Below are 22,996 nucleotides of genomic sequence, written 5' to 3'. Positions count from 1 at the left end.
TCAGGCTCCGACGGTGGCGAGCCACTCGCTGTAGAAGAGCGCGACGCCGAGCCCGCACGCGATCGCGGTCAACAGCCAGAAGCGGATGATCACCGTGGTTTCGGCCCAGCCGACCAGCTCGAAGTGGTGGTGGAACGGCGCCATCCGGAACACTCGACGCCCGGTGGTGCGGAACGCGAGGATCTGCACGACGACTGAGGTGACCTCGGCGACGAACAGCGCACCGATCACCACCGCGAGCATCTCGGTGCGGCTGAGCACCGAGAGCCCGGCGATGATGCCGCCGAGCGCCAGCGAACCGGTGTCACCCATGAAGATCTTGGCCGGCGCGGCGTTCCACCACAGGAAGCCGACGCATGCGCCCGCCGTGGCGGCGGCGATCAGGGCCAGGTCCAGCGGGTCGCGCACGTTGTAGCAGCCGACGCCAGGCGCGGTGGCGCAGGCGTTGCGGAACTGCCAGAACGTGATCAGCACGTAGGCCGCGCAGACCATCGCCATGGCGCCCGCGGCCAGCCCGTCCAGCCCGTCGGTGAAGTTCACCGCGTTCGACCAGGCGTAGATGATCAGGATGCAGAACAGCACGAAGACCGCGGGAGCCAGTGTGACCGTGGCGATTTCGCGCACGTAGGACAGCTGGGCGCTGCCCGGTGTGAGGCCGTCGCCGTTGCGGAAGCCCAGCGCCATGACGCCGAAGATGACCGCGGCCAGCAGCTGGCCGACGGTCTTGGCGGTCTTGTTCAGGCCGAGGTTGCGCGACCGGCGAATCTTGATCAGGTCATCGATGAAGCCGACGGCGCCCAGCGCGGTCGCCAAGCCCAGCACCAGAAGGCCCGACGCCGAGGGGCCCTTGCCGTCTATCACCACGCCGACCAGGTGGGTGCCCAGATACCCGGCCCAGATGCCTGCCAGGATCGCGACGCCACCCATGGACGGGGTGCCGCGCTTCTTGTGGTGGCTGGGCGGACCGTCTTCGCGTATCTCATGGCCGAAGCCCTGCCGGGTGAACAGCTGGATCAGCGCGGGCGTCAGCAGAATCGACACCGCCAGCGCGATACCGACGGCGATGAGGATCTGCCTCATGAGGCGACCAACGCCTCGGCCAGCCTGCCCAACCCCGCCGCGTTGCTGGCCTTGACGAGCACGACGTCTCCCGGACGCAGTTCGGCCTGCAACAGCGCCAGCGCGGCGTCAGCGTCCGCGACCATGGTGGCCTCTCCTCCCCACGAACCTTCCATGACGGCGCCGTGGTGCATGGCGCTCATCGTTCTCCCGGTTCCCACGACGACGAGTCGACTGACATCTAAGCGCACCGCCAACCGGCCGATGCGGTCATGCTCCGATATCGCGTCCTCGCCCAGCTCGGCCATCTCCCCGAGCACCGCCCAGCTGCGCCGCGTCTCGCCGCCCTGCCGCGCCATCCAGGCCAGCGACTTCAGGCCAGCCAGCATCGAGTCCGGGTTGGCGTTGTAGGCGTCGTCGATGACGGTGACGCCGTCGGCGCGGGTGGTGACGTGCATGCGGTGTCGCGACGCCGGCCCGGCCTCCGCGAGCGCCGACGCCACCTGGTCGCCGGTCGCGCCGCACTCGAGCGCGACAGCGGCCGCGCACAGCGCGTTGGAGACCTGGTGCTCGCCGTGCACCGCCAGCGTCACATCGGTCTCGACGCCGGCCGCGTGCAGCGTGAACCGCGGGCGCGCCTCGGCGTCCAGGGTCACCAGGCCCGCCCACACGTCGGCTTCCGCTTCGCGCGACACTCGCACCACGCGGGCCGTCGTCTGCTGTGCCATCGCGGCCACGGCGTCGTCGTCGACGTTGAGGATCACCACTCCCGAAGACGAAACTGCTTGCGGGAGTTCGGCTTTGGTTTGCGCGATGGCTTCGCGGGAACCGAACTCGCCGAGGTGTGCGGTGCCGACGTTGAGCACGACCGCGATCGAGGGCGGCGCGATCCGGGCGAGCGCGGCGATGTTGCCCGGATGCCGCGCCGACATCTCCAGCACCAGATAGTCGGTGTCCTCGGTGGCTTGCAGCACCGTCCACGGAAGGCCCAGCTCGTTGTTGAACGACCCCGGCGGGGCGACGACCTCGCCAAGCGGCGCCAGCACCGCGGCCACGAGGTCCTTGGTGGAGGTCTTGCCCGACGAGCCGGTGATGCCGACGATCGTCAGCCCGCCTGCGACGAGTTCGGCGGCCACCGCCGCGGCCAGCCGGGCCAGCGCGGCCAGCACCGCCGCGCCGGACCCGTCGGTGTCGTGTTCCAGCACGCTCGCGGCGGTGTCGGTGCCCTCCGCGACGCGGGGTGCGACGACGACCGCGGGCACCCCGACCGGCCGGGCGGCCAGCACCCCGACCGCACCCGCGGCCACCGCGGCTTCGGCGAAGTCGTGGCCGTCGGAACGGGCGCCGGGCAACGCGATGAAGAGGCCACCGGCAGTCACAGCGCGGGAGTCGAATTCGACCGTTCCGGTGACCCGGGTGACGGCGGCGTCCTCGGCGGAGATGTCGGCGAGTTCGCCGCCGACGATCTCGGCGATCTGGGCCAGGCTCAGCGCGATCACGTGCGGAAGCCCGATGCGTCGATGGAGCGGGCCAACTCGTCGCGGTCGTCGAACGGCCGGGTCTGCCCGTGGGCGGTCTGGCCTGCCTCGTGGCCCTTGCCCGCGACCAGCACGACGTCTCCGGCGCGGGCCCACCCGACGGCGTGGTCGATGGCCGCACGGCGATCGCCGATCTCGACGACCTGACCGCGCCCGCCTGCCGCGCCGGCGACGATCGCGGCCCGGATCTCGGCGGGATCCTCGTCGCGCGGGTTGTCGTCGGTCACCACCACCAGGTCGGCCAGTTCGGCGGCCACCTTGCCCATCGGGCCGCGTTTACCGGGGTCGCGGTTGCCGCCCGCGCCGAACACCACCGCGACCCGGCCGGTGGTCTGCGCGCGCAGCGTTTCCAGCACGGCGCGCAGCGCGCCGGGTTTGTGCGCGTAGTCGACGAGCGCGAGGAAGTCCTGGCCGCGGTCGACGGGCTCCAGCCGGCCCGGTACACGCGCATTCCGGAACCCGGGTGCGGCCTGTTCGGGCGACACGTCGACGGCGTCCAGCAACGCGGCGGCCAGCAGGCAGTTCGCGACGTTGTAGCGGCCGGGCAGCGGGATGCGCAACCCGTGGTGCACGCCCGCGGGGTCGACGGCGTAGAACTCCTGCGCGCCGCGTTCGACGGCGCGGACGTCCTCGACGCGCCAGTCGGCGTCGCGACCGGTTGCGCTGACTGTGATCGGCCTGGGCGCGAGTTCGGCCATCGCGCGGCCGGCGTCGTCGTCGATGCAGATGATGGATTTGTCTGCCGCCGTTGGTGATCCAGGCGCAAACAGCCGGGCCTTGGCGTCGAAGTAGTCCTCCATCGTCGGGTGGAAGTCGAGGTGGTCGCGAGACAGGTTGGTGAAACCGCCGACGGCGAACCGCACCCCGTCGACCCGGCCGAGGCTCAGCGCGTGGCTGGACACCTCCATCACCACGGTGTCGGTTCCGCGTTCGGCCATCAATGCCAGCAGCGCCTGCAGGTCGGGCGCTTCCGGGGTGGTCAGCATGCTGGGCAGGTCCTCGCCCGCGATCCGGATGCCGACGGTGCCGACCAGGCCCGCGACCCGGTCGGCGGCCCGCAGCCCGGCCTCCATCAGATACGTCGTCGTGGTCTTGCCCGACGTCCCTGTCACCCCGATCACGCGCAGCCGCCGCGACGGGTTGCCGTACACGGTGGCGGCGACTTCACCCAGCACGGCGCGCGGGTCGCGGCAGACCAGCACGGGCACCGAACTGTCGTCGCCGAGATGCGACAGGCCGTCGGAGTCGGTGAGCACCGCCACCGCACCGCGTCGGACGGCATCGGCGGCGTAGCGGCCGCCGTGTGCCGACGCGCCGGGGAGCGCAGCGAACAGGTCGCCGGGCACGACGTCCTGGCTGCGCAGCGTGACTCCGGTGACGACGATCTCGCGGCCCTGCTCAACAGGTCGAATGACGGCGCCCACCCGATGGGCCAAGGCTCCGAGCGCCTGGCCGGCGGGGTGCGAGGGACGCAGCTTCATGGCCATGACACAGTACCGGCCGCAGCGGCCGGCCCTGCCGCGGTGAGCCGGGTCAGGTGGCCTGCAGGGTCAGCGGCGGACCCGGGTCGGGTGACAGCGGCACGTTCTCGCGCTGCAACAACCAGCTTGCGATGTTGTGGAACAGCGGCGCCATCGAGGTGCCGGGCTGGCCGTCGGCGGTGCGATGCGGGTTGTCGGCCATGATGCCGATGACATAACGCGGGTCGTCGGCGGTCACCATGCCGGCGAACGTGATCCAGTAGACGTCGCTGTAGTAGCAGCCGCAGGCCGGGTTGATCTTCTGTGCGGTGCCGGTCTTTCCGGAGATCTGGTACCCGTCGACCGCGGCCTGCGGGCCGGTGCCCTGCTGGTAGCCCATCGGGTCACGCTGCACGGTCGCGCGCAGCATGTTGCGCACGGTCTTGGCGGTCTCCGGGGACACCACCCGCACGCCCTCCGGGCGCGGCTCCTCGGTTCGGGTGCCGTCGGGTGCGATGGTGGCCTTCACGACGCGCGGCGGAATCCGCATTCCGTCGTTGGCGATCGCCTGATACATGCCGGCCATCTGCAGCAGCGTCATCGAAAGACCCTGCCCGATCGGCAAATTGGAGAAGGTGCTGCCCGACCACTGGTCGATCGGCGGCACCAGCCCCGCGCTTTCGCCGGGCAGACCCACATTGGTGCGCTGGCCGAGACCGAACTTTTTGAGCATCTCGAAGAAGCGCTCTGGGCCGAGGCGCTGCGCGAGCATCAGGGTGCCGACGTTGGAGGACTTCCCGAAGATGCCGGTCGTGGTGTAGGGCATCACGCCGTGCTCCCATGCGTCGCCGACGGTCACGCCGCCCATGTGGATGGAGCCGGGCACCTGCAGCACCTCGTCGGGGTGGGACAGGCCGTACTCGATCACCGATGCAGCGGTGACGATTTTGTTGACCGAGCCGGGTTCGAACGGGGACGACACCGCCGGATTGCCCAGTTGCTTGTGGCCCTGACGGCCGAGATCCTGGCTTGGGTCGAACGTGTTGTCGTTCGACATCGCCAGCACCTCAGCGGTCTTCGCGTCCAGCACCACCGCAGACACATTCTCGGCGCCCGAGGCGTCCTTGGCCAGCTGCACCTGCTGCTGGACGTAGAACTGGATGTCGTCGTCGATGGTCAGCTGCACGGTGGAGCCGTCGACGGCGGCGTGCCGGTTGCGGTAACTGCCGGGGATCACCACGCCGTCGGAGCCGCGGTCGTAGGTGACCGACCCGTCGGTGCCCGCGAGTGTCGCGTCCATCGCATCCTCGAGGCCGAGCAGCCCGTGTCCGTCCCAGTCGATTCCGCCGACGATGTTGGCCGCCAGCGAGCCGCCCGGATACTGCCGCAGGTCTTGGCGCTCCGATCCGACTTCCGGGAACTTCTTCGAAATCGCCTCGGCGATAGCGGGATCCACGGCCCGCGCCAGGTAGACGAACGTCTCGTTACTCCTCAGCTTCTTGAGCACCGTCTTGGCGTCGGGCTTGTTGTTCAGCCGCTTGGCCACCTCGGCGGCGATCTCGCGCAGCCGGGTGTCGGGATCGGGGGCGTCGGCGGACTTCTCCTTCGCCTCGGCCAACTGCTTGCGGATCTTTGTCGGCTGGAAGGTGAGCGCACGCGCCTCGATGGTGAACGCGAGCTTGTCGTTGTTGCGGTCGATGATGCTGCCGCGCACCGCTTTCTCGACGTCGGTGACCTTGAGCTGACCCGCCGCCTCTGCGCGCAATCCGGCGGCGCGGGGTACCTGCAGATTGAACAGCTGCGCTGTGGCCACGATCAGCACCAGGAAGATGACAGCGTTGCCCGCTCGGTGCCGGAACACGAACGACGCGCTGCGCAGACCGGTGTCGGCGGCCACCTCACGAGTGCGTCGGGCGCGAGCCGACCTGCCCTGCGCGGGCCGCGTTTCCGGCGTCTTGCGCCCCTTGTCCTTGGCGCGACTCATGCCGCAACGCCGGGGACGGTGTCGGTGACCGGACCTGGCGGTGGGCCGGGCAGGAACCCGGCGAATGGATCGGGCGCCGGCGCCGGCGCGGGCGCGGGAACCGGTTCGGGCGGCGGCCCGGGCAGCAGCCCGGCCAGTGGATCGGCCGCGGGCGGTGCGACAGGCGCAGGCGGTGCGACAGGCGCAGGCGGTGCGGCGGGTCCGAGCGCGGTCGGCTGCTCGGGGGCGGGCGGAGCGCTTTCCGGCAGCGGCATCGGCGCAGGCGCGTGCGCCGCATCGGGAACCGGGACGGCGGCCGCATCCGGGAGCGGTGCCTGCGCCGCATCCGGCGCCGGAGCGGGTGCCGCGGGCGCATTGGAGGCATTGGGTGTGGGCGCGGCCTGTGCCGTCGGCGCTGTCGACTGGGTGTGCCCCGGCAGCCGCACCACCATTTCGCGGGGCTCGACCACCGGCGCCGATGGGGCGCGGCGAGTGGCCGTCGGCGCCGGAGGCGGCGGCGGCGCGGGCGTCTCGTCGGGAATCGGTGTGTTCAGCGGCGGCGGGGGAACCCCTTCCGCAGGTTTGGGTGTGCCGACGACGACCCAGTTTCCGGCCGGGTCCTGGACCAGGTGCGCCGTGTCGCGCGACGGGATCATCCCCAGTTCGCGGGCCGACTCGGCCAGCGCCGGCGCGGCCTGCGCCTCGAGCACGTCGCGTTCCAGAGCCTCCTTCTGCTGCATCAGCGCCTCGTTCACTTCCTTGGCGTGGCCCAGCTGATACGACCGCTCTGCGGCGTCCGTCGACAGCCACAGCGTCACGCCGAGTCCTAGCCCGAGCGATCCGATGACCAGTACGACGAACGGCACCCTGGAAACCAGGGCGCGCGGGTTGAGCTCGATCTGCGAGATCCGGGCAATCAGCCGCTCCTTGAGCGGTGGCCGAACAACCTTCGGAGCCTTGGCTTTTCGTGCCTTCGCCCGGGCCTTGGCCTGGCTGGCGTTCTTCGGCCGGACCGGCTTGATCTGCGGGCGGGTGATCGGCCCGGTTTCCGGGGGACGAGGGCGTCCCCGCCGCGGCACCGCATCGGGCGACCGGCGTCCCCCGCCTCTGGCGGCTTGACGCGGCGTGGTGCGCCTGCGATCGTCAGCGCCGCGCACGGCGGTGGGTCGCTTGGCCTTCATGAGAGCTCCCCTCCTGGATTTGCGGCAACCTTCTCCAGCGCCCGAAGCCGCACGGACGCGCTGCGCGGGTTGGTTTCGATTTCGGCGGGCCCGGCCTTCTCCGCACCACGTGTCAGGCTCACGAATTCCGGTTCGTGGCCGGGCAATTCGACGGGCAGGCCGGGCGGAGTTCGTGACGCCGTCGCGGCGCTGAACACGTTCTTGACGATGCGGTCCTCCAGGGACTGGTAGGACATCACCACGATGCGTCCGCCGGGCTTCAGCGCCGCCAACGCCGCAGGAAGCACGTCGCGCAGCGCGTCGAGCTCGCCGTTGACCGCCACCCGCAGCGCCTGAAACGTCCGCTTGGCCGGGTGCCCGCCCGTGCGGCGGGCCGGCGCCGGGATGGCTTCGTAGAGCAACTCGACCAGGTCGCCGGTGCGCGCGAACGGCTTACGGGCGCGCCTGCGGACGATCTGCTTGGCGATCCGCCCCGCGAACCGCTCCTCGCCGAACTCCCGCAGGATGCGGGTCAGCGTTTTCTCGTCGTAGGTGTTGACGACGTCGGCGGCCGTCAGGTCCGCGTCGGGATCCATCCGCATGTCCAGCGGAGCGTCGGCGGCGTAGGAGAACCCGCGCTCGGAGCGGTCCAGCTGCATCGATGACACGCCAAGGTCGAACAGGATGCCGTCGACCTGCGGCCGTTCGGAACCCGTTGCCCAATAACCGGATTTGGCAAGCGCGTCGTCGAGCCCGTCGAACCGGGTACGGATCAGCAGGACACGGTCGGCGAACGGGGCCAGCCGCTCGCCCGCGATCCACAGTGCGTCAGGGTCGCGATCCAGGCCGATCAGCCGCAGCCCGGGTAGCTCGGAGAGAAACCGCTCGGCGTGTCCGCCCGCACCCAGCGTGGCGTCGACCAGCACGGCGCCCGAACCGTCGGCGCTGTTTCGGGTCAGCGCCGGGGTGAGCAGTTCGACGCAGCGGTCGAGCAGGACCGGGATGTGGCCGTGGGCGCCAGGGCCCGGCCCCGATGTGCCAGCCATCGCAAGCCCTCCGAAACCTCCACACCCTGCACCGGGGTCTCTGTCCGAGCGCGCGGACCTGGCGTTGGGGAAGTACGCCAGGGCCGGCTCGGACAGAGGCCGCGATGCACGGTCAGCCACCGAATCAGATGATGTCGCGCAGAGTTTCATCGCTGGCCGCGGAGAAGTTCTCTTCGTGCGTCTCTTGGTACTCCCGCCAGGCCTGGGCGTCCCAGATCTCCAAGTAGTCGACCGCGCCGATCACCACGCAGTCCTTCGAAAGGTTCGCGTAGCGGCGGTGGTCGGCCGACAAGGTGATCCGGCCCTGGCTGTCGGGATGCTGTTCGTCGGTTGCGGCGGCCAGATTGCGCAGAAACGCCCGCGCCTCGGGATTGCTTCGAGACGCCCCTGATGCACGCCTGGCCAGTGCCTCGAATTCGGCGCGCGGGTAGACGGCGAGGCTGTGGTCTTGGCTTTTGGTGACCATCAATCCCCCTGCCAGCGCGTCGCGGAACTTGGCGGGCAGCGTCAGCCGCCCCTTGTCGTCGAGCTTCGGCGTGTAGGTGCCAAGAAACATCTCGTCACCTCCCGCCGTGCGAAGGAGCCCCGGTCGCTCCAACGTCCGCCACTTTACCCCACTCTCCCCCACTTCGCGCCAACCAACAGCAAATGTCGGCCCTATTTCCCCACGATCCGGGTCGAACACAGGCGGCACGCCCCACCACAACGCCAAGGAGCGCGCGAAAAGCCCAGATCAAAGGTCTGTGGGGCGAAGTGGGGCGTGTGTGGGCACAAAAAATGGGGCAGCCGATTCGGCTACCCCATCGTTATTGGCGCGTTATTCGTCGAAACGCCGCCGGAATCGATCTTCCATACGACTGGTGAACGATCCGCCGGACCCCTTGCCGCGCTTGGAGCGAGGCCCACCCGGCTCGGCGACGGACCGGTCACGGCCACCGACCATCCGCGGTCCGGTTATGGCGTACACCACACCGCCGAACATCACCAGGAAGCCGAAAACGGACAGGATCGGGAAGCTGCCGATCATGGTGGCCTTGAAGGCCACGCCGCACACCAGCATCGCCAGACCGATCACAAACAGGGCCGCGCCTTGCAGGCGACGACGGGCCGACGGCGCGCGCAAACCGCCGCCACGCACACTCGAGGCGAACTTGGGATCCTCGGCGTAGAGCGCGCTCTCGATCTGATCGAGCATGCGCTGCTCATGATCGGAGAGTGGCATGCGTCCCTCCTTGCCGCCCGTCAGTGTTCTTCAACGCCAGTTATAGCCAGTTATGCCCGCTTTTGCGGACACCTAACAGTAATGATACGAGGTGAATCTGAGCCGTACCACCTAGTTCGCACCCCTGATTGTATGACCTACACCGCGTTGGTGACCGTCGGCCCAGCCATGCCGATAATGGCACTGGCTCCCCGACACAATCGGCTACGAGACGTGAGAAAGGATGGGGGCGAGGTGGCGACATTTCTCATCGATCTGTCGCCAAGCGACATGGCGCGCCGGCTCCCCGACGCACTCGCCGTCTATGTCGACGCGATGCGCTACCCGCGCGGCACCGAGGACCAGCGGGCGTCGATGTGGCTCGAGCACACCCGCAGGGCCGGGTGGAAGGCGGTAGCCGCGGTCGAGGTCGCCGACTCCCGGCTCGACGAACCGCGTCAAGTGACCACCGCCGAGCTGACTTGCGCCCCGATCATCGGCGTCGCCTACGGGTACTGCGGCGCGCCAGACCAGTGGTGGCAGCAGCAGGTCGTGGCGGGCCTGCAGCGGGTAGGAACCGACCGCTCGCGGATCGCTGAACTGATGTCGAGTTACTTCGAGCTGACCGAACTGCACATCCATCCCCGCGCCCAGGGCCGTGGCCTCGGCGAGGCGCTGGCCCGCAGGTTGTTGGCGGGCCGGTCCGAGGCCCATGTGCTGCTGTCAACGCCGGAGATCAACGGCGAGTCCAATCGGGCCTGGCGGCTCTACCGCAGGCTGGGCTTCTGCGACATCATCCGCGGCTACCACTTCGCGGGCGATCCCCGCGCGTTCGCGATCCTGGGCCGGTCACTGCCGCTTTAGCCGCCGGATCTGGCACGATATGACCTCGTGACTCGCCGCCGCCGCATCCGCCTGCTGGCGATCGTGTTGCTCGTGCTGATCCTGCCGTCGGCCGTCGGCTGCGTGCGCGTTCGGGCCAGCATCACCGTCTCCCCCGACGACCGGGTGTCTGGACAGATCGTCGCCGCCGCCAAACCACGCGGCCCCGACGACAAGGGTCCGCAACTGCTCAACAACCTGCCGTTCAGCAACAAGGTGGCGGTGTCGGACTACAACCGCGACGACTACGTCGGCTCGCAAGCGGTGTTCTCCGATCTGACCTTCGCCGAGCTGCCCCAGCTGGCCAACATGAACCGCGACGCCGCGGGTGTCGACCTTTCCCTGCGGCGGGCGGGCGATCTGGTGATCCTCGACGGCCGCGTTGATCTGACGTCGCTGACCGACCCGGAAGCCGATGTGTCGCTTTCGGTTTCGTTCCCCGGCGAGGTGACCTCCACCAACGGCGACCAGGTGTCGGCTGAAGTCGTCGAGTGGCGGCTCAAGCCCGGTGTGGTCAGCACGATGTCGGCCCAGGCGCGCTACACCGATCCGAGCGCGCGCTCGTTCACCACCGCGGCGATCTGGCTCGGGTTGGCGTCGTTTTTGGTGGCCGGAATCCTCGCCGCGCTGGCGTGGGTGAACCGCGACCAGTCCCCCCGCTTCGTCCACCCCGGCAGCTCGAGCCAGGACTGAGCGCCGCCTCCAGCCGACGCAAGACTTGCTAGAAATTCGATGGCAGGCTCTACTCTGAAGGCGGTCAGGGGGCAGATCTTGGAGAAAGGGGCGCGGCGCTGAGCCTGGACACAGCGGCACCGTCAACCGTCGAGTTGGCCAGCGCCGTGACGGACCAACTACGGGAGTACATCGGCGAGCGCCGCCGACAGTGCGCCTACATCGGAAACGACTACGCCGACCTGACCGCGGCGCTCGAGGAATTTGTGCTGCGCGGCGGCAAACGGCTGCGGCCCGCATTCGCCTATTGGGGCTGGCGCGCGGTCGCCGACCGAGACGTCGACCCGCCCATTCTCCGGCTGTTCGCGGCGTTGGAGTTGCTGCACGCCTGCGCGCTGGTGCACGACGACGTGATCGACGACTCGGCGACCCGGCGCGGCCTGCCCACCGTGCACCGGTTGTTCGCCCAGGCCCATCGCGACCGCGGCTGGACCGGATCGCCCGACCAGTTCGGGCTGTCGGCGGCCATCTTGCTCGGCGACCTCGCTCTGGTGTGGGCCGACGACATCGTCGCCACGGCCGACCTGCCCCCCGCCGCACAGCGCCGGGTGCAGCGGGTGTGGGCCGACATCCGCACCGAGGTGCTGGGCGGCCAGTACCTCGACATCGTCGCCGAATCCAGCGGCGCGACCACCGTGGCGTCGGCGATGACGGTCAACACCTACAAGACCGCCTCCTACACCGTCACCCGCCCGCTGCAGCTCGGCGTCGCCGCCGCGGCGGACCGGCCCGACGTGCAGGCGATCTTCCACGACGTCGGCACCGACATCGGGGTCGCGTTCCAGTTGCGCGACGACGTGCTCGGCGTGTTCGGCGATCCCGCGGTCACCGGCAAGCCGTCAGGTGACGATTTGCGTTCCGGCAAGCGCACGGTGCTGCTCGCCGAGGCGGTCGAACTCGCCGACCGGTCGGACCCGGCCGCCGCAGCCCGGTTGCGGTCCTCGATCGGCACCGAGCTCACCGATGCGCAGGTGCGCGAGCTCTGTGGCGTCATCGAATCGGTCGGCGCGCTGGCCGCCGTCGAGCAGCGCATCGACATGCTCACCTCGCGGTCGCTGGACACCCTCGGCGCCGCCCCCATCGACGCGCAAGCGAAGGCGGGCCTTTCGGCGCTCGCCAGGTTGGCCGCCAACCGGTCGGCCTAAGTAGGAGCAACCAGAGGCAGTGACCAGTCTCACGAGGCTCTCCGCCTTCAGCACGTCGCCGGAGGCTCGGCCGGCACTGCTGGGCTTCCTCGGCGCGGTGATGATCACCACGGGTGGGCTCGGCGCGGGCAGCACGCGGCTGCACGACCCACTGCTGGAGTCGCTGCACCTGTCGTGGCTGCGGTTCGGGCACGGGCTGGTGCTGTCGTCGATCGTGTTGTGGGGCGGCGTCGCTGTGATGCTGTGCACGTGGTTGTGGTTGGGCCGCCGGGTGATCGACGGCTCCGCGCGCGAGTACACGATGGTGGCCACGACGGGGTTCTGGCTGGCGCCGCTGCTGTTGTCCGTGCCGGTGTTCAGCCGCGACACCTACTCCTATCTGGCGCAGGGCGCGCTGCTGCGCGACGGCCTCGACCCGTACGCCTATGGTCCCGTCGACAATCCGAACTCGTTGCTGGACAACGTCAGTCCGATCTGGACGACGACGACCGCCCCGTACGGGCCAGCGTTCATCCTTGTCGCCAAGTTCGTCACGATGCTGGTCGGCGACGACGTGATCGCGGGCACGTGGGTGCTCAGGCTGTGCATGCTGCCCGGGCTGGTGCTGCTGCTGTGGGCGGCGCCGCGGCTGGCCCGTCACGTCGGCGCCAACGGGGCGGCGGCGCTGTGGATCTGCGCGCTCAACCCGTTGGTGATCATCCATCTGATGGGCGGCGTGCACAACGAAATGCTGATGGTCGGCCTGATGGCCGCGGGCATCGCGTTGATCTTCGGCAGGCATCCGATCGCGGGCAACGCGTTGATCGTCGTCGCGGTGGCCGTGAAAGCCACCGCCGGCCTTGCCCTTCCGTTCATGGTGTGGGTGTGGGCCAGGCAGCTGAGCGAGAAGCGCAACCTGTCGCCGCTGCGGGCGTTCGTGGCGGCGACCGCGGGTGCGGTCGCGATATTCGTCGTCGTGTTCGCGCTGCTGTCGTGGTGGGCGGGTGTTGGCCTCGGCTGGCTCACCGCGCTGGCCGGCTCGGTGAAGATCATCAACTGGCTGACCGTGCCGACCGCGGTGTCGAATCTCATCAACGCCGTCGGCGGGCTGTTCTTCCCGGTGAACTTCTACGCCGTGCTCGAGGTCGCCCGCATCATCGGCATCGCGATCATCGCCGTCTCACTTCCCGTGCTGTGGTGGCGTTTTCGGCACACCGACCGCCAGGTGCTGACCGGCATCGCGTGGGCGATGCTGATCGTGGTGCTCTTCGTGCCCGCCGCGCTGCCGTGGTACTACACCTGGCCGCTGGCGATCTTGTCGGCGCTGGCGCAGAGCAGGCAGGCGATCGCGCTGATCGCCGGGTTCTCCACCTGGATCATGGTCATCTTCAAACCCGATGGCAGCCATGGCATGTACTCATGGATCCATGTGCTGCTGGCCACCGTCTGCGCGGCGGTGGCGTGGTACTCGCTCTACAAGCAGCCGGGTCAGTACGCCATCGCCTGGGCGCGGCGCACGACCTCACGCGCTTGATGGGAGTGCAGCGCGTCGACGGGACGGGCGTTGTCCTGCCGTTCCACCGACCCGTCGCGCCTGATCGTCAGCGACGGGTCGGGTGTGAAGAGCCACCGCACGATCTCGGTATTCTGATATCCGCCGTCGTGCAGCACGACCAGCAACCCTGGCAGGCTCTTGACGATGTGGCCGGTGTCGTCGAAGAAGACCTTCGGCACCACCACCGATCCGTCGCGGCGCACACCGACCAGGTGGCCTTCCCGCAACTGCTGCTGGACCTTGGTCACCGGGACGCCGAGCAACTCGGCGACGTGCGGCAGGTCATAAACGTCTTCTGAAGGATCGAGCACATCGTCAGCGGCCGGAATACTGCTCACGGGGCCGAGTGTAAGACGCGCGACGCGGTCTCGGAGGCGGTCGGCAAGCACAGTTTCGGGCTTTTCCCTCCGTACCATGATTCCGGTGGAGGCCTACCAGCAATCCGACCCGCTCGTCGGGGCCGTGCTGGACGGGCGCTACCGCGTCGACACGTTGATCGCCACCGGCGGGATGTCGGGGGTGTACCGCGGATTGGACCTGCGACTGGATCGGCCGGTGGCGCTGAAGGTGATGGACTCCCGCTACGCGGGCGACAGCCAGTTCCTGACGAGATTTCAGCGCGAGGCCCGCGCGGTTGCCCGGTTGAAGAATCCCGGCCTGGTCGCCGTCTACGACCAGGGCATCGACGGTCAGCATCCGTTCCTCGTGATGGAACTCATCGAGGGCGGCACCCTGCGCGAACTCCTGCTCGAACGCGGTCCGATGCCGCCGCATGCCGCGGCCGCGGTGCTGGCGCCGGTACTCGGTGGGCTGGCGGTGGCCCACAGAGAAGGGTTGGTGCACCGCGACGTCAAACCGGAGAACGTGTTGATCTCCGACGACGGTGAGGTCAAGATCGCCGACTTCGGCCTGGTGCGCGCGATCGCGGAAGCCAAGATCACCTCCACCAGCGTGATTTTGGGTACCGCGGCCTACCTGTCACCCGAACAGGTCAGCACCGGCGACGCCAGCCCGGGCAGCGATGTCTACGCCGTCGGCGTCCTGACCTATGAACTGCTGACCGGCGACACCCCGTTCAAGGGAGACTCCTCGCTCGCAGTGGCGTATCAGCGGATGGACCACGACGTGCCACCGCCGAGCGCGGCAATCGGCGGCGTACCAACGGAATTCGACGAACTCGTGATGCGCGCGACGGCTCGCCATCCCGGCGACCGCTTCGCCGACGCCGACGAGATGGCCGCCGAACTGGAGACGATCGTCGACGAATTGGGGCTGCCCCCGTTCCGGGTGCCCGCGCCGCGCAACTCCGCGCTACATCAGTCGGCGGCCGTGCACCACAGCCGGCTCAACGAGTTGGCGGCGACCGGCGACACGGGCAGACCCGCGCCGCCGCGGCGTCACACGCGCGAACTCACGCGCGCCCCCGACGACTGGCGTGCAGACGAGCCGGATGACGAATTCCACGGCGTGGCACACCAATTCGCCGGAATCGACATGGCGGAGTTCTACTGGGCGCGGCAGCGGGCCAAGCGCGCGCTGTGGTTCTGGGTGCTCGCGGTGCTCATCCTCACCGGCGGAGTGGCCGCCGCCGCGTGGACCCTCGGCAGCCACCTGCAGGAACTCGTTTAATCGCGGAGCATCTCCGCCTCTGCCTAATCGCGGAGCATCTCCGCCTCTGCCTAATCGCGGAGCATCTCCGCGACTAGAAACGCCAACTCCAGCGACTGCTGCGTATTCAACCGCGGGTCGCACGCCGTCTCGTAGCGGCCGGCCAGATCGGTGTCCGAAATGTCTTGTGCTCCACCGAGACATTCGGTGACGTTCTCGCCGGTGATCTCGACGTGGATGCCGCCGGGGTGCGTGCCGAGGGCGCGGTGCACTTCGAAGAAGCCCTGCACCTCGTCGACGATGCGGTCGAAGTGGCGGGTCTTGTACCCGGTGGACGACTCGTGGGTGTTGCCGTGCATCGGGTCGCACTGCCAGATCACCTGGTGTCCGGTCGCCTGCACCTTCTCGATGATCGGCGGCAACAGGTCACGTACCTTGTTGTTGCCGAGGCGGCTGACCAGCGTCAGGCGGCCGGGCTCGTTGTTGGGGTCGAGCCGCTCCACGTACTCGACCGCCAACTCCGGTGTCATCGTCGGGCCGATCTTCACGCCGATCGGATTGGCGACCACCTCGGCGAACGCGATGTGGGCGCCGTCGAGCTGACGGGTCCGCTCGCCGATCCAGATGTAGTGCGCGGACTGGTCATACAGCTTCGGCGTACCGTTCTCGTCCTCGCTCAGCCGAAGCATCGCGCGCTCGTAGTCGAGCACCAACGCTTCGTGGCTGGCATAGATTTCGGCGGTCTGCAGGTTGCGGTCGTCGACACCGCAGGCGCTCATGAACGTCAGGCCGCGGTCGATCTCGCCGGCCAGCGCCTCGTAACGCGCCCCCGCGGGCGAGGTGCGGACGAACTCGCGGTTCCAGTCGTGCACCAGGTGCAGCGACGCCAAGCCCGACGACGTCAGCGCCCGCACCAGATTCATCGCGGCGCTGGCGTTCGCGTACGCACGGACCAGTCGCGACGGGTCATGCTCGCGCGCCGCGGGATCGGGCGCGAAACCGTTGATCATGTCGCCGCGGTAGGACTTCAACCCGAGCGCGTCGACGTCGGACGACCGCGGCTTGGCGTACTGGCCCGCAATCCGCGCGACCTTGACCACCGGCGTGCTGGCGCCGTAGGTGAGCACCACCGCCATCTGCAACAGGGTGCGGATGTTGGCGCGGATGTGCGGTTCGGTGTTGTCGACGAACGTCTCGGCGCAGTCGCCGCCCTGCAGCAGGAACGCCTTGCCGCGGGCCACGTCGCCAAGCAGCCCCTTGAGCTTCTCGATTTCCGACGGCACGGTCACCGGCGGCACGCTCTCCAGCACGGTCCGCATCGCCTTGGCCTGCTCGGCGTCCCAACTGGGCTGCTGCGCGGCCGGCTTGGCCAGTGCGGCATCCAGCCGGTGCCGCATCTCGTCCGGTAGCGGCGGCAACGACGGCAGCTGGTCGATGGGTACGTCGACAGTCCAGTTCACCCGTACATGGTAACCAGCGCAAACCTGGCAACCGTAGCGCCGCCGGCGAGAGCAACTCCGGTCGCCGCCACGACCGTATGGGCTAGGTAGCGGTATCCGGCGTCCGGCGTACAGCGCCCATACGCTCGTGGGCCGCGTCGGCGCGCAGCCCCTACTCGGTCCCCATCATCAGCCGATACCGCAGCAGGTTGTGCCGGGCGTCGACCAGGGCGTCGTGCGCGTCACGCGGCCGCGGCGGCATCCGCGGACAGCCGCGTTCCTCCCAGAACTGGCGCAACTCGCGGGTGAACCGCGGGATCGCGGGCGGCAGCGCGGTCATCGGCCCCCACAGCTGGCACAGCACCACATGGTCGTAGGCGCCGACCCAGGCCCACAGCTCGATGGGCTCATCACCGTCGACACCGAGGAAGTCCTCGAGCTCCGAGCGGATCTGCTTGCGCGAGCGGTACAGCTGCGACGACGGCGACGGCAGCTTGGGCAGGACATGGGTGCGCACCCACCGACCCGCCCGCTCCGGGTTGAATTCCGTTGATATCGCGTAATATTCGCGACCGTCCTCGGCCGCGACACCGATGGAGATCAGCTCGATGGTGTGCCCGTCGTCGATGAACTCCGTGTCGTAGAAGTACTTCACGCCGGGGCCTGCACCGTCTTCGTCTCGTCGACCGCCGCGCCGTCGCCGGCCGGGGCGGGCGCGGCGTGGATCTCGCGGTCGAGCTGCTGATTGACCTCGGCGTCGTCGGGGAAGCGTGGTTCGCCGGCGATGACGTGTTGCAGCCACAGCTTGGCCTGCACGACAGGTCGGCGCAGCACGCGTTCGCGCACCAGCGCGCGGTGCATCTTGCGCGGCTTGTCCGTGTAGCGCCACCGCGCCCACGGCGCGTGCGGGCGCGACAGCCGGATCGCGCCGATCAACAGCAGCGGAGTGATGAACATGCCGATCAGCCCGGTCCACACCTTGCCCTTGAGCAGCACCACCACCGCCAGCGCCAGCGTCAGCACCGCCAGCGCGATCACCGCGGCCCGCGCCGTCAGCGAGTGACTTTCCCGCCAGATGTCGATGTCGAAGAACGACAGCGGGTTGAACCCGAGGATCAAAAGGCCGGTGACGGCGACCGCGGCGAACACCGCATCGACCGAGGTGCGGCCGTCCTCGGCCCAGTACACGTCCTGCAGATGCAGAATCAACGCGAACTCATCGAGCACGAGCGCTGCGCCTATACCGAAAAAGGTTGCTGCCACCGTGAATTCGGGTACCCCTCCGTCAACGCTCAATGTGACCATCGCGACGCCGGAGATCATGACGAGAACGACACCGATGACCACATGGTGGATGTGCAGCCCCCCACCCGCCGAGATGTTGCGCGGCTGCCACCACTTGCGCGGTTTGTCGTCATTGGCGTGGCTGCGGATGTACCGGACGATCGTACGGGTCACGAAGAAGGTGAGGATGAAGGCGACGAGGAACCACACGAGCGGCATCCGCCCGTGCGGGATCTCCAGCGAGAAGTCAAGCTTCATCTGCACGCAGAAAACTTACGCCGCAAACCCTGCGACGTGCCGGGGATATGGTTCGGCGCGCCGTGGCAGGCCGATAGTCTGGTCGGGACATGAGTAGGTGGCGCTCGCCCGGCGGGGCTGGTTGGTGGCCAACCGTCGCGTGGCGCCTGTTTCAGCTGCTCACGCTGGTGGCGGTGGGTTGGGCCGGTTGGCGGCTGCTTGGCCACACCCCGTACCGGATCGACATCGACGTCTACCGCATGGGCGGGCGCGCCTGGCTCGACGGCAAACCGCTGTACGCCGACGGCGTGATGTTCATGACCCGCGGCGGGCTGGAACTGCCGTTCACCTATCCCCCGCTGGCGGCGATCGCGTTCGCGCCGTTCGCCCTGCTGCCGTTGACGGCGGCCAGCGTGGCGATCACGGTCACCACCTTCGTGCTGCTGATCATCTCGACCGTCATCGTGCTGACCCGCCTCGACGTCTGGCCGCAGACCTCGGTCACCGCCGAGCCTGCGTGCCTGCGGCGCGGCTGGCTTGCCGCAGCGATCGTCGCCCCCGCCGTGGTCTACCTCGAGCCGATCCGCGCCAACTTCGACTTCGGCCAGATCAATGTGGTGCTGATGACGCTGGTGATCGCCGACTGCGTACCCCGTCGCACCCCGTGGCCGCGCGGCATCCTGCTGGGAATCGCGATTGCGCTCAAGCTCACCCCCGCGGTGTTCCTGCTGTATTTCCTGCTGCGCCGCGACCTCCGGTCGGTGATCGTCACCGCGGCGTCGGCGACGCTCGCCACGTTGATCGGCTTCGCGTTCGCATGGCGCGACTCGCTGGAGTACTGGGGCCACACGGTGATCAACACCGACCGGATCGGCACCGCCACGCTGAACACCAACCAGAACATCGCGGGCACCCTGGCCCGGTTGGGTCTCGGCCAGGGTGAACGGTTCGTGCTGTGGACCCTGGCCTGCTTCGTGGTGCTCGGGCTGACCGTGTGGGCGGCGCGGCGGGTGCTGCGCGGCGCAGGCGGGGCCGCCGCAGCCACGGTGAACGAGGCGCCGGTGCTGGCGCTGATCTGCGTGGCGATGTTCGGTCTGGTGGTGTCGCCGGTCTCGTGGTCGCACCACTGGGTGTGGGTGCTGCCCGCGGTGCTGGTGTGCAGCGTGGTGGCCTTCCGGCACCGGCATGCGCTGCTCGGCGCGGTGACCGTGGCCGGGGTGGCGCTGATGGTGTGGACGCCGATCACGTTGATGCCCGAGCACCGCGAGACGACGGCGTCGTTGTGGCGCCAACTGGTGGGCAGTTCCTACATGTGGTGGGCGCTGGCGGTGATCATCGTCGTCGGGACGGTGTCGGCCCGGCAGGTGCAGCGCTCGGCGGCGGCGGTCGGCGAGGCGCGACCGGTGCCCGCGACGCCCGCTACGGGCTAAGCGGCGACGGCGGGGGGTTGTTTTCCCTCCTTGATGTCGGCCGCATACAGGTCGACGTACTCCTGGCCGGAGAGCCGCATCAATTCGTACATCACCTCGTCGACGACGGCGCGCTCGATGAATCGATTTCCCTCGAGTCCGTCGAACCGGCTGAAGTCCATCGGCTTGCCGAACCGCACGGTGACCCGGCCGAAGTGCCACATCTTGCTGCCCGGCGGGTTGACGACGTCGGTGCCGATCATTGCGACCGGAATGACGGGGACACCGGTGCGCAGCGCGACCCGCGCCAGACCGGTCTTGCCCTTGTAGAGCCTGCCGTCGGGCGAGCGGGTGCCTTCGGGGTACATGCCGAGCAGCTTGCCCTCTTTCAGCAGCCGCTCCGCGGTGTCGAGCGCGGCCTGCGCCGAGTCGGCGTTGGTGCGGTCGATGGGCACCTGCCCGGCCACCGTGTAGAACCAGCGATTGAACCAGCCCTTGAGCCCGGTACCGGTGAAGTACTCGGATTTGGCCAGGAACGTGATCCGGCGCTTGACGACCAAGGGCAGGTAGAAGCTGTCGGCGACCGCCAGATGGTTGCTCGCCAGGATCGCCGGCCCATGGTCTGGAACATATTCCAGCCCTTCGACTTTCGGGCGTCCCAGCAAAAACAGCAGCGGACCCATGAAGATGTACTTAAACAGCCAATACCACATGGACCCTCCCGGATTGCCGCACCCGACGGTGCTCGACAAACAACTCTACCGTCACTCCTCGACCGTCACCGGGATGTGCTGATACCGGTTCGACCCAGACGGCGGCGGCTCGTCGGGCGGCGGTTGCTGCGGACCGGAAGCGGTCGGAAAGTCCTCCACCATGGCGCGCACGACGGTCAGCAGCGCGACGCTGTGCTCGGCGATGACGTTCAGAAGCGGATGCTGCTCGCCGTTGACGAGCGCGGCCAGCGCACACACCGGACACCACACCTGTTGGCACTTGCCGGGGCCGTCGCCGCCGGCCGCAGCGGCCGCGGCGCGCACGGCGGGATCGAGGCGGTCCAGAATGGCCTGGGCCAGCGCGCGCAACTCCGGCCCGAGTTCGGGATGAGCGTCATTCACGACGGCCACACCTCCGGATCGGGTCGGAATCGCACGGTCAGCTCACTGCCCTTGAGTTGGGCGTCCATCACGATGCACCGCCGCAGCACGGACGCCAGCCGAACCCGGCGCCGCATACCGCCGGCGCCGATGATCAAGTCGTCATCGACCCGGCCCAGCCGCAGCGCGCTCGAGTCGATTTGAGGCAACTCTAGCCGCAACCGATACACCGCATCCAACCCGGAACCCGACTCGCGGTCCACCACCGGACGCAGCGGTGCAGGCGGCGGAGAACCGTCGCGGCGGCGGGCGCATTCGAGCAGTTCGGCCAGCGCCTTCGGCCCGATCGGTTCACCGGCCAGATGCGGCACCAGCACCAGTTGGCGGTCGCCGATCGTGGCGTCGAGTTCATCGAGCACCGCCTGCTGCTCGGAGATGCGTTCGGCGTACCAGTCGAAGGCGGGATGCTCCGGCAGGTTGCGGTATTCGTACGAATCATCCTGCACCAGAATCTGATTCACTATCAGTTCGGCAACCCGCACACCCATCAGCGACAGCGAGCCCAACGTGCGCGCGGCCTCGGCGGCCACCACCCGCTCTGGGGTGAGCACCAGATGAGCGCTGACCCGCTCGCCGTCGGTGAGCAGGCCGGTCAACGCGTCGGTGCCGGCATTGACGCGTTCCATCAACTCGACGATCGCCGCCGTCCGCGCCTCGCTTGCCGCCGCGCTGAGCCTGCGGTGCCGCGGCCACGCCCGCTCCAGGTAGAGCCCGACTGTCGCGGGCAACGTCAACATCCGCAGCGCATCGGCCGTCGAGGCGCAGTCGACGACGACGTGATCCCACTCCCCCGACTTGGCCAGCTCGCCGACCTCGTGCAGGCCGAGCACCTCCTGGATGCCCGGCAGTGCCGAAAGTTCTTCGGGCGCAATGCTTCCCAGTTCCGATTCCTCGAAGCTGGCCGTCAGCAACTCCGCCACCTCCCGCCAGCGGGCCTCCAGCAGCGCCAGCGTGTCCAGCGCCAGCGCGTCGAGGAATCCGGCTGCGGCCTCGCCGCCGGTGTCGAGGTCGGCCAGCACCCGGGTGGGTGCGCGAAGACCGGTGGGCGTGACGGGCACACCGAGCACATCGCCGAGCGAGTGCGCCTGGTCGGTGGACACGACGAGCACCCGCATGCCGCTTTGCGCGTCGCGCACCGCGGTGGCGGTCGCCAGTGTCGACTTGCCTACCCCGCCCTTGCCAACGAACAGACTGATTCGGGCGTGGGCAGCCGCTTCCGCGGCATGGCTCACTTCACTCAGCCTCGACTCGTTTCTTGAGGTCCTTCAATGCGGTTTCGGTCAACCTGCGTTCGGCCTTGCGTTTGAGCAGGCCGATCATCGGGATGAGAAGGTCGACCGACAGTTCGTAGGTGACGTCGGTGCCAGATCCCTTGGGAGTCAGGCGGTATGCCCCCTCAAGCGATCGCAGCAGCGAACTCGACACCAGCCGCCACGTCACCGAGCCGCGGTCCGGCGGCCAGTCGTAGGCCAGCACCATGGTGTCTTTGAGAACGGCGGCGTCGAGGACCAGACGAGCGGTCTTCGGGTAGCCCTCGTCGTCTGCCTCGAGCACCTCGGCTTCCTTATATTCGGCGACCCAGTCGGGATAGGAGCCGATGTCGGCGATGACGTCCATCACCGTCGAGGGATCCGCGTCGATATAGATGGTCTGCGCCGTCTTGTCCGCCACGTAAACCGCTTTCCTACTCGCCTGTGGTCGATGGAGCCGATGGAACAGAAATCTACCCGTCGCCGCTGAATCCGACTCAGTATCAGGCGCGCGGGGGCATCCCGACCGGCCGTGACGCTTCCAGCTTCTGCTTGAGCTCGAACGACATCTTCTTGCCCGCCACCCGGCGCTGGTGAGTGAGCTTGGCGAGATTCATCTTGGCCAGCTGCCAGGCGGCCACACCCGAGGGCTCGGCGTGCAGGAAGTAGTGCAGGATCACCCCGTCCAGGACCGGCTCCAGCCACACCTCCATGGTCCCGGTCAGCGCGCCGTGCACCGTCCAGCGATGGCCGAGGGCGCCGCGGTCCTCGACCACCCTCAGCCGCAGGTCCGGCCACCAGCGCCGCCAACTCTGAGGATCGGCCACCGCCCTGCCGACCGCCGCCGGATCGGCAGCCACGAACGTCTCGTCCGCGATCTGGATGCTGTTCATCG

23 protein-coding genes are annotated in these 22,996 nt (G+C 68.7%); 6 read left to right on the top strand and 17 right to left on the bottom strand.

Features of this window, described 5'->3' with window-relative positions; genetic code table 11:
* From mraY to CQY20_RS20750, 8 genes are all read right to left on the bottom strand, one after another.
* On the bottom strand, positions 1–1,080 hold the full coding sequence (gene mraY, locus CQY20_RS20785) for a phospho-N-acetylmuramoyl-pentapeptide-transferase (RefSeq protein ID WP_097941974.1): 1,080 nt from the start codon (positions 1,078–1,080) through the stop codon (positions 1–3).
* Entirely contained in the window at positions 1,077–2,558 is a 1,482-nt protein-coding gene (locus tag CQY20_RS20780) for a UDP-N-acetylmuramoyl-tripeptide--D-alanyl-D-alanine ligase (RefSeq protein WP_097941973.1), read from the bottom strand. The genes mraY and CQY20_RS20780 overlap by 4 nt, the downstream gene beginning before the upstream one ends.
* Entirely contained in the window at positions 2,555–4,078 is a 1,524-nt protein-coding gene (locus CQY20_RS20775; protein WP_165789283.1) for a UDP-N-acetylmuramoyl-L-alanyl-D-glutamate--2,6-diaminopimelate ligase, read from the bottom strand. The genes CQY20_RS20780 and CQY20_RS20775 overlap by 4 nt, the downstream gene beginning before the upstream one ends.
* 52 nt (positions 4,079–4,130) lie before the next feature.
* On the bottom strand, positions 4,131–6,041 hold the full coding sequence (locus CQY20_RS20770) for a peptidoglycan D,D-transpeptidase FtsI family protein (protein ID WP_097941971.1): 1,911 nt from the start codon (positions 6,039–6,041) through the stop codon (positions 4,131–4,133).
* Complete coding sequence (ftsL, locus tag CQY20_RS20765) at positions 6,038–7,201, bottom strand: cell division protein FtsL (protein ID WP_097941970.1); 1,164 nt, start codon at positions 7,199–7,201, stop codon at positions 6,038–6,040. The genes CQY20_RS20770 and ftsL overlap by 4 nt, the downstream gene beginning before the upstream one ends.
* Complete coding sequence (gene rsmH, locus CQY20_RS20760) at positions 7,198–8,346, bottom strand: 16S rRNA (cytosine(1402)-N(4))-methyltransferase RsmH (protein WP_371871135.1); 1,149 nt, start codon at positions 8,344–8,346, stop codon at positions 7,198–7,200. Before rsmH ends, ftsL begins: the two co-directional genes overlap by 4 nt.
* A gap of 4 nt (positions 8,347–8,350) precedes the next feature.
* Entirely contained in the window at positions 8,351–8,782 is a 432-nt protein-coding gene (gene mraZ / locus CQY20_RS20755) for a division/cell wall cluster transcriptional repressor MraZ (protein ID WP_097941968.1), read from the bottom strand.
* Positions 8,783–9,043: 261 nt separating this feature from the next.
* A complete protein-coding gene (locus tag CQY20_RS20750) occupies positions 9,044–9,448 on the bottom strand; it encodes an SCO2097 family morphological protein (RefSeq protein WP_097941967.1) in 405 nt (134 codons plus the stop codon).
* A gap of 234 nt (positions 9,449–9,682) precedes the next feature.
* On the opposite strand from CQY20_RS20750, the gene CQY20_RS20745 reads away from it, so the two are divergent.
* The 4 genes from CQY20_RS20745 to CQY20_RS20730 all read left to right on the top strand — a co-directional run bounded on the left by CQY20_RS20745 (position 9,683) and on the right by CQY20_RS20730 (position 13,699).
* Positions 9,683–10,291: a GNAT family N-acetyltransferase gene (locus CQY20_RS20745; RefSeq protein ID WP_163701547.1), complete on the top strand. Its 609-nt coding sequence runs from the start codon at positions 9,683–9,685 to the stop codon at positions 10,289–10,291.
* 27 nt (positions 10,292–10,318) lie between these two features.
* Positions 10,319–11,002: an LppM family (lipo)protein gene (locus CQY20_RS20740; RefSeq protein WP_165789282.1), complete on the top strand. Its 684-nt coding sequence runs from the start codon at positions 10,319–10,321 to the stop codon at positions 11,000–11,002.
* Between the two features lie 104 nt (positions 11,003–11,106).
* Positions 11,107–12,186, top strand: a complete 1,080-nt coding sequence (gene idsA2, locus CQY20_RS20735) for a bifunctional (2E,6E)-farnesyl/geranyl diphosphate synthase (RefSeq protein ID WP_097941965.1) — start codon at positions 11,107–11,109, stop codon at positions 12,184–12,186.
* Between the two features lie 19 nt (positions 12,187–12,205).
* Complete coding sequence (locus CQY20_RS20730; RefSeq protein WP_097941964.1) at positions 12,206–13,699, top strand: alpha-(1->6)-mannopyranosyltransferase A; 1,494 nt, start codon at positions 12,206–12,208, stop codon at positions 13,697–13,699.
* On the opposite strand, the gene CQY20_RS20725 is transcribed toward CQY20_RS20730, so the two are convergent.
* Positions 13,654–14,058 (bottom strand): Rv2175c family DNA-binding protein, encoded by a 405-nt coding sequence (locus CQY20_RS20725; RefSeq protein ID WP_097941963.1) that lies wholly within the window; start codon positions 14,056–14,058, stop codon positions 13,654–13,656. The genes CQY20_RS20730 and CQY20_RS20725 overlap by 46 nt on opposite strands.
* A gap of 76 nt (positions 14,059–14,134) precedes the next feature.
* On the opposite strand from CQY20_RS20725, the gene CQY20_RS20720 reads away from it, so the two are divergent.
* Entirely contained in the window at positions 14,135–15,349 is a 1,215-nt protein-coding gene (locus tag CQY20_RS20720; RefSeq protein ID WP_097941962.1) for a protein kinase domain-containing protein, read from the top strand.
* 50 nt (positions 15,350–15,399) lie between these two features.
* On the opposite strand, the gene CQY20_RS20715 is transcribed toward CQY20_RS20720, so the two are convergent.
* From CQY20_RS20715 to CQY20_RS20705, 3 genes are all read right to left on the bottom strand, one after another.
* Entirely contained in the window at positions 15,400–16,788 is a 1,389-nt protein-coding gene (locus CQY20_RS20715) for a class II 3-deoxy-7-phosphoheptulonate synthase (protein WP_097941961.1), read from the bottom strand.
* Between the two features lie 151 nt (positions 16,789–16,939).
* Entirely contained in the window at positions 16,940–17,422 is a 483-nt protein-coding gene (locus CQY20_RS20710) for a polyadenylate-specific 3'-exoribonuclease AS (RefSeq protein ID WP_097941960.1), read from the bottom strand.
* The gene (locus CQY20_RS20705) at positions 17,419–18,309 is read right to left on the bottom strand and encodes a hypothetical protein (protein ID WP_097941959.1); all 891 of its coding nucleotides are present in this window, start codon (positions 18,307–18,309) and stop codon (positions 17,419–17,421) included. Before CQY20_RS20705 ends, CQY20_RS20710 begins: the two co-directional genes overlap by 4 nt.
* A gap of 89 nt (positions 18,310–18,398) precedes the next feature.
* Here CQY20_RS20705 and CQY20_RS20700 point away from each other — a divergent pair, with 89 nt between their 5' ends.
* Entirely contained in the window at positions 18,399–19,718 is a 1,320-nt protein-coding gene (locus tag CQY20_RS20700; RefSeq protein WP_097941958.1) for a glycosyltransferase family 87 protein, read from the top strand.
* Here CQY20_RS20700 and CQY20_RS20695 read toward each other — a convergent pair.
* The 5 genes from CQY20_RS20695 to CQY20_RS20675 form a co-directional block, all read right to left on the bottom strand.
* On the bottom strand, positions 19,715–20,410 hold the full coding sequence (locus CQY20_RS20695) for a lysophospholipid acyltransferase family protein (protein WP_097941957.1): 696 nt from the start codon (positions 20,408–20,410) through the stop codon (positions 19,715–19,717). The genes CQY20_RS20700 and CQY20_RS20695 overlap by 4 nt on opposite strands.
* Positions 20,411–20,461: 51 nt before the next feature.
* Positions 20,462–20,812, bottom strand: a complete 351-nt coding sequence (locus CQY20_RS20690) for a hypothetical protein (protein WP_097941991.1) — start codon at positions 20,810–20,812, stop codon at positions 20,462–20,464.
* On the bottom strand, positions 20,809–22,083 hold the full coding sequence (locus CQY20_RS20685) for an ArsA family ATPase (RefSeq protein WP_163701551.1): 1,275 nt from the start codon (positions 22,081–22,083) through the stop codon (positions 20,809–20,811). Before CQY20_RS20685 ends, CQY20_RS20690 begins: the two co-directional genes overlap by 4 nt.
* Before the next feature lies 1 nt (position 22,084).
* Positions 22,085–22,522, bottom strand: a complete 438-nt coding sequence (locus CQY20_RS20680) for an SRPBCC family protein (RefSeq protein WP_097941955.1) — start codon at positions 22,520–22,522, stop codon at positions 22,085–22,087.
* Positions 22,523–22,604: 82 nt separating this feature from the next.
* Positions 22,605–22,994 (bottom strand): polyketide cyclase / dehydrase and lipid transport, encoded by a 390-nt coding sequence (locus CQY20_RS20675; protein ID WP_097941954.1) that lies wholly within the window; start codon positions 22,992–22,994, stop codon positions 22,605–22,607.
* Between the last annotated feature and the right edge of the window lie 2 nt (positions 22,995–22,996).

The organism is Mycolicibacterium agri, assembly GCF_002553505.1.
GTDB classification, from domain to species: domain Bacteria; phylum Actinomycetota; class Actinomycetes; order Mycobacteriales; family Mycobacteriaceae; genus Mycobacterium; species Mycobacterium agri.
Note: the sequence above shows the minus strand (reverse complement) of the source record. Positions and strands in the feature narration are given on the sequence as shown.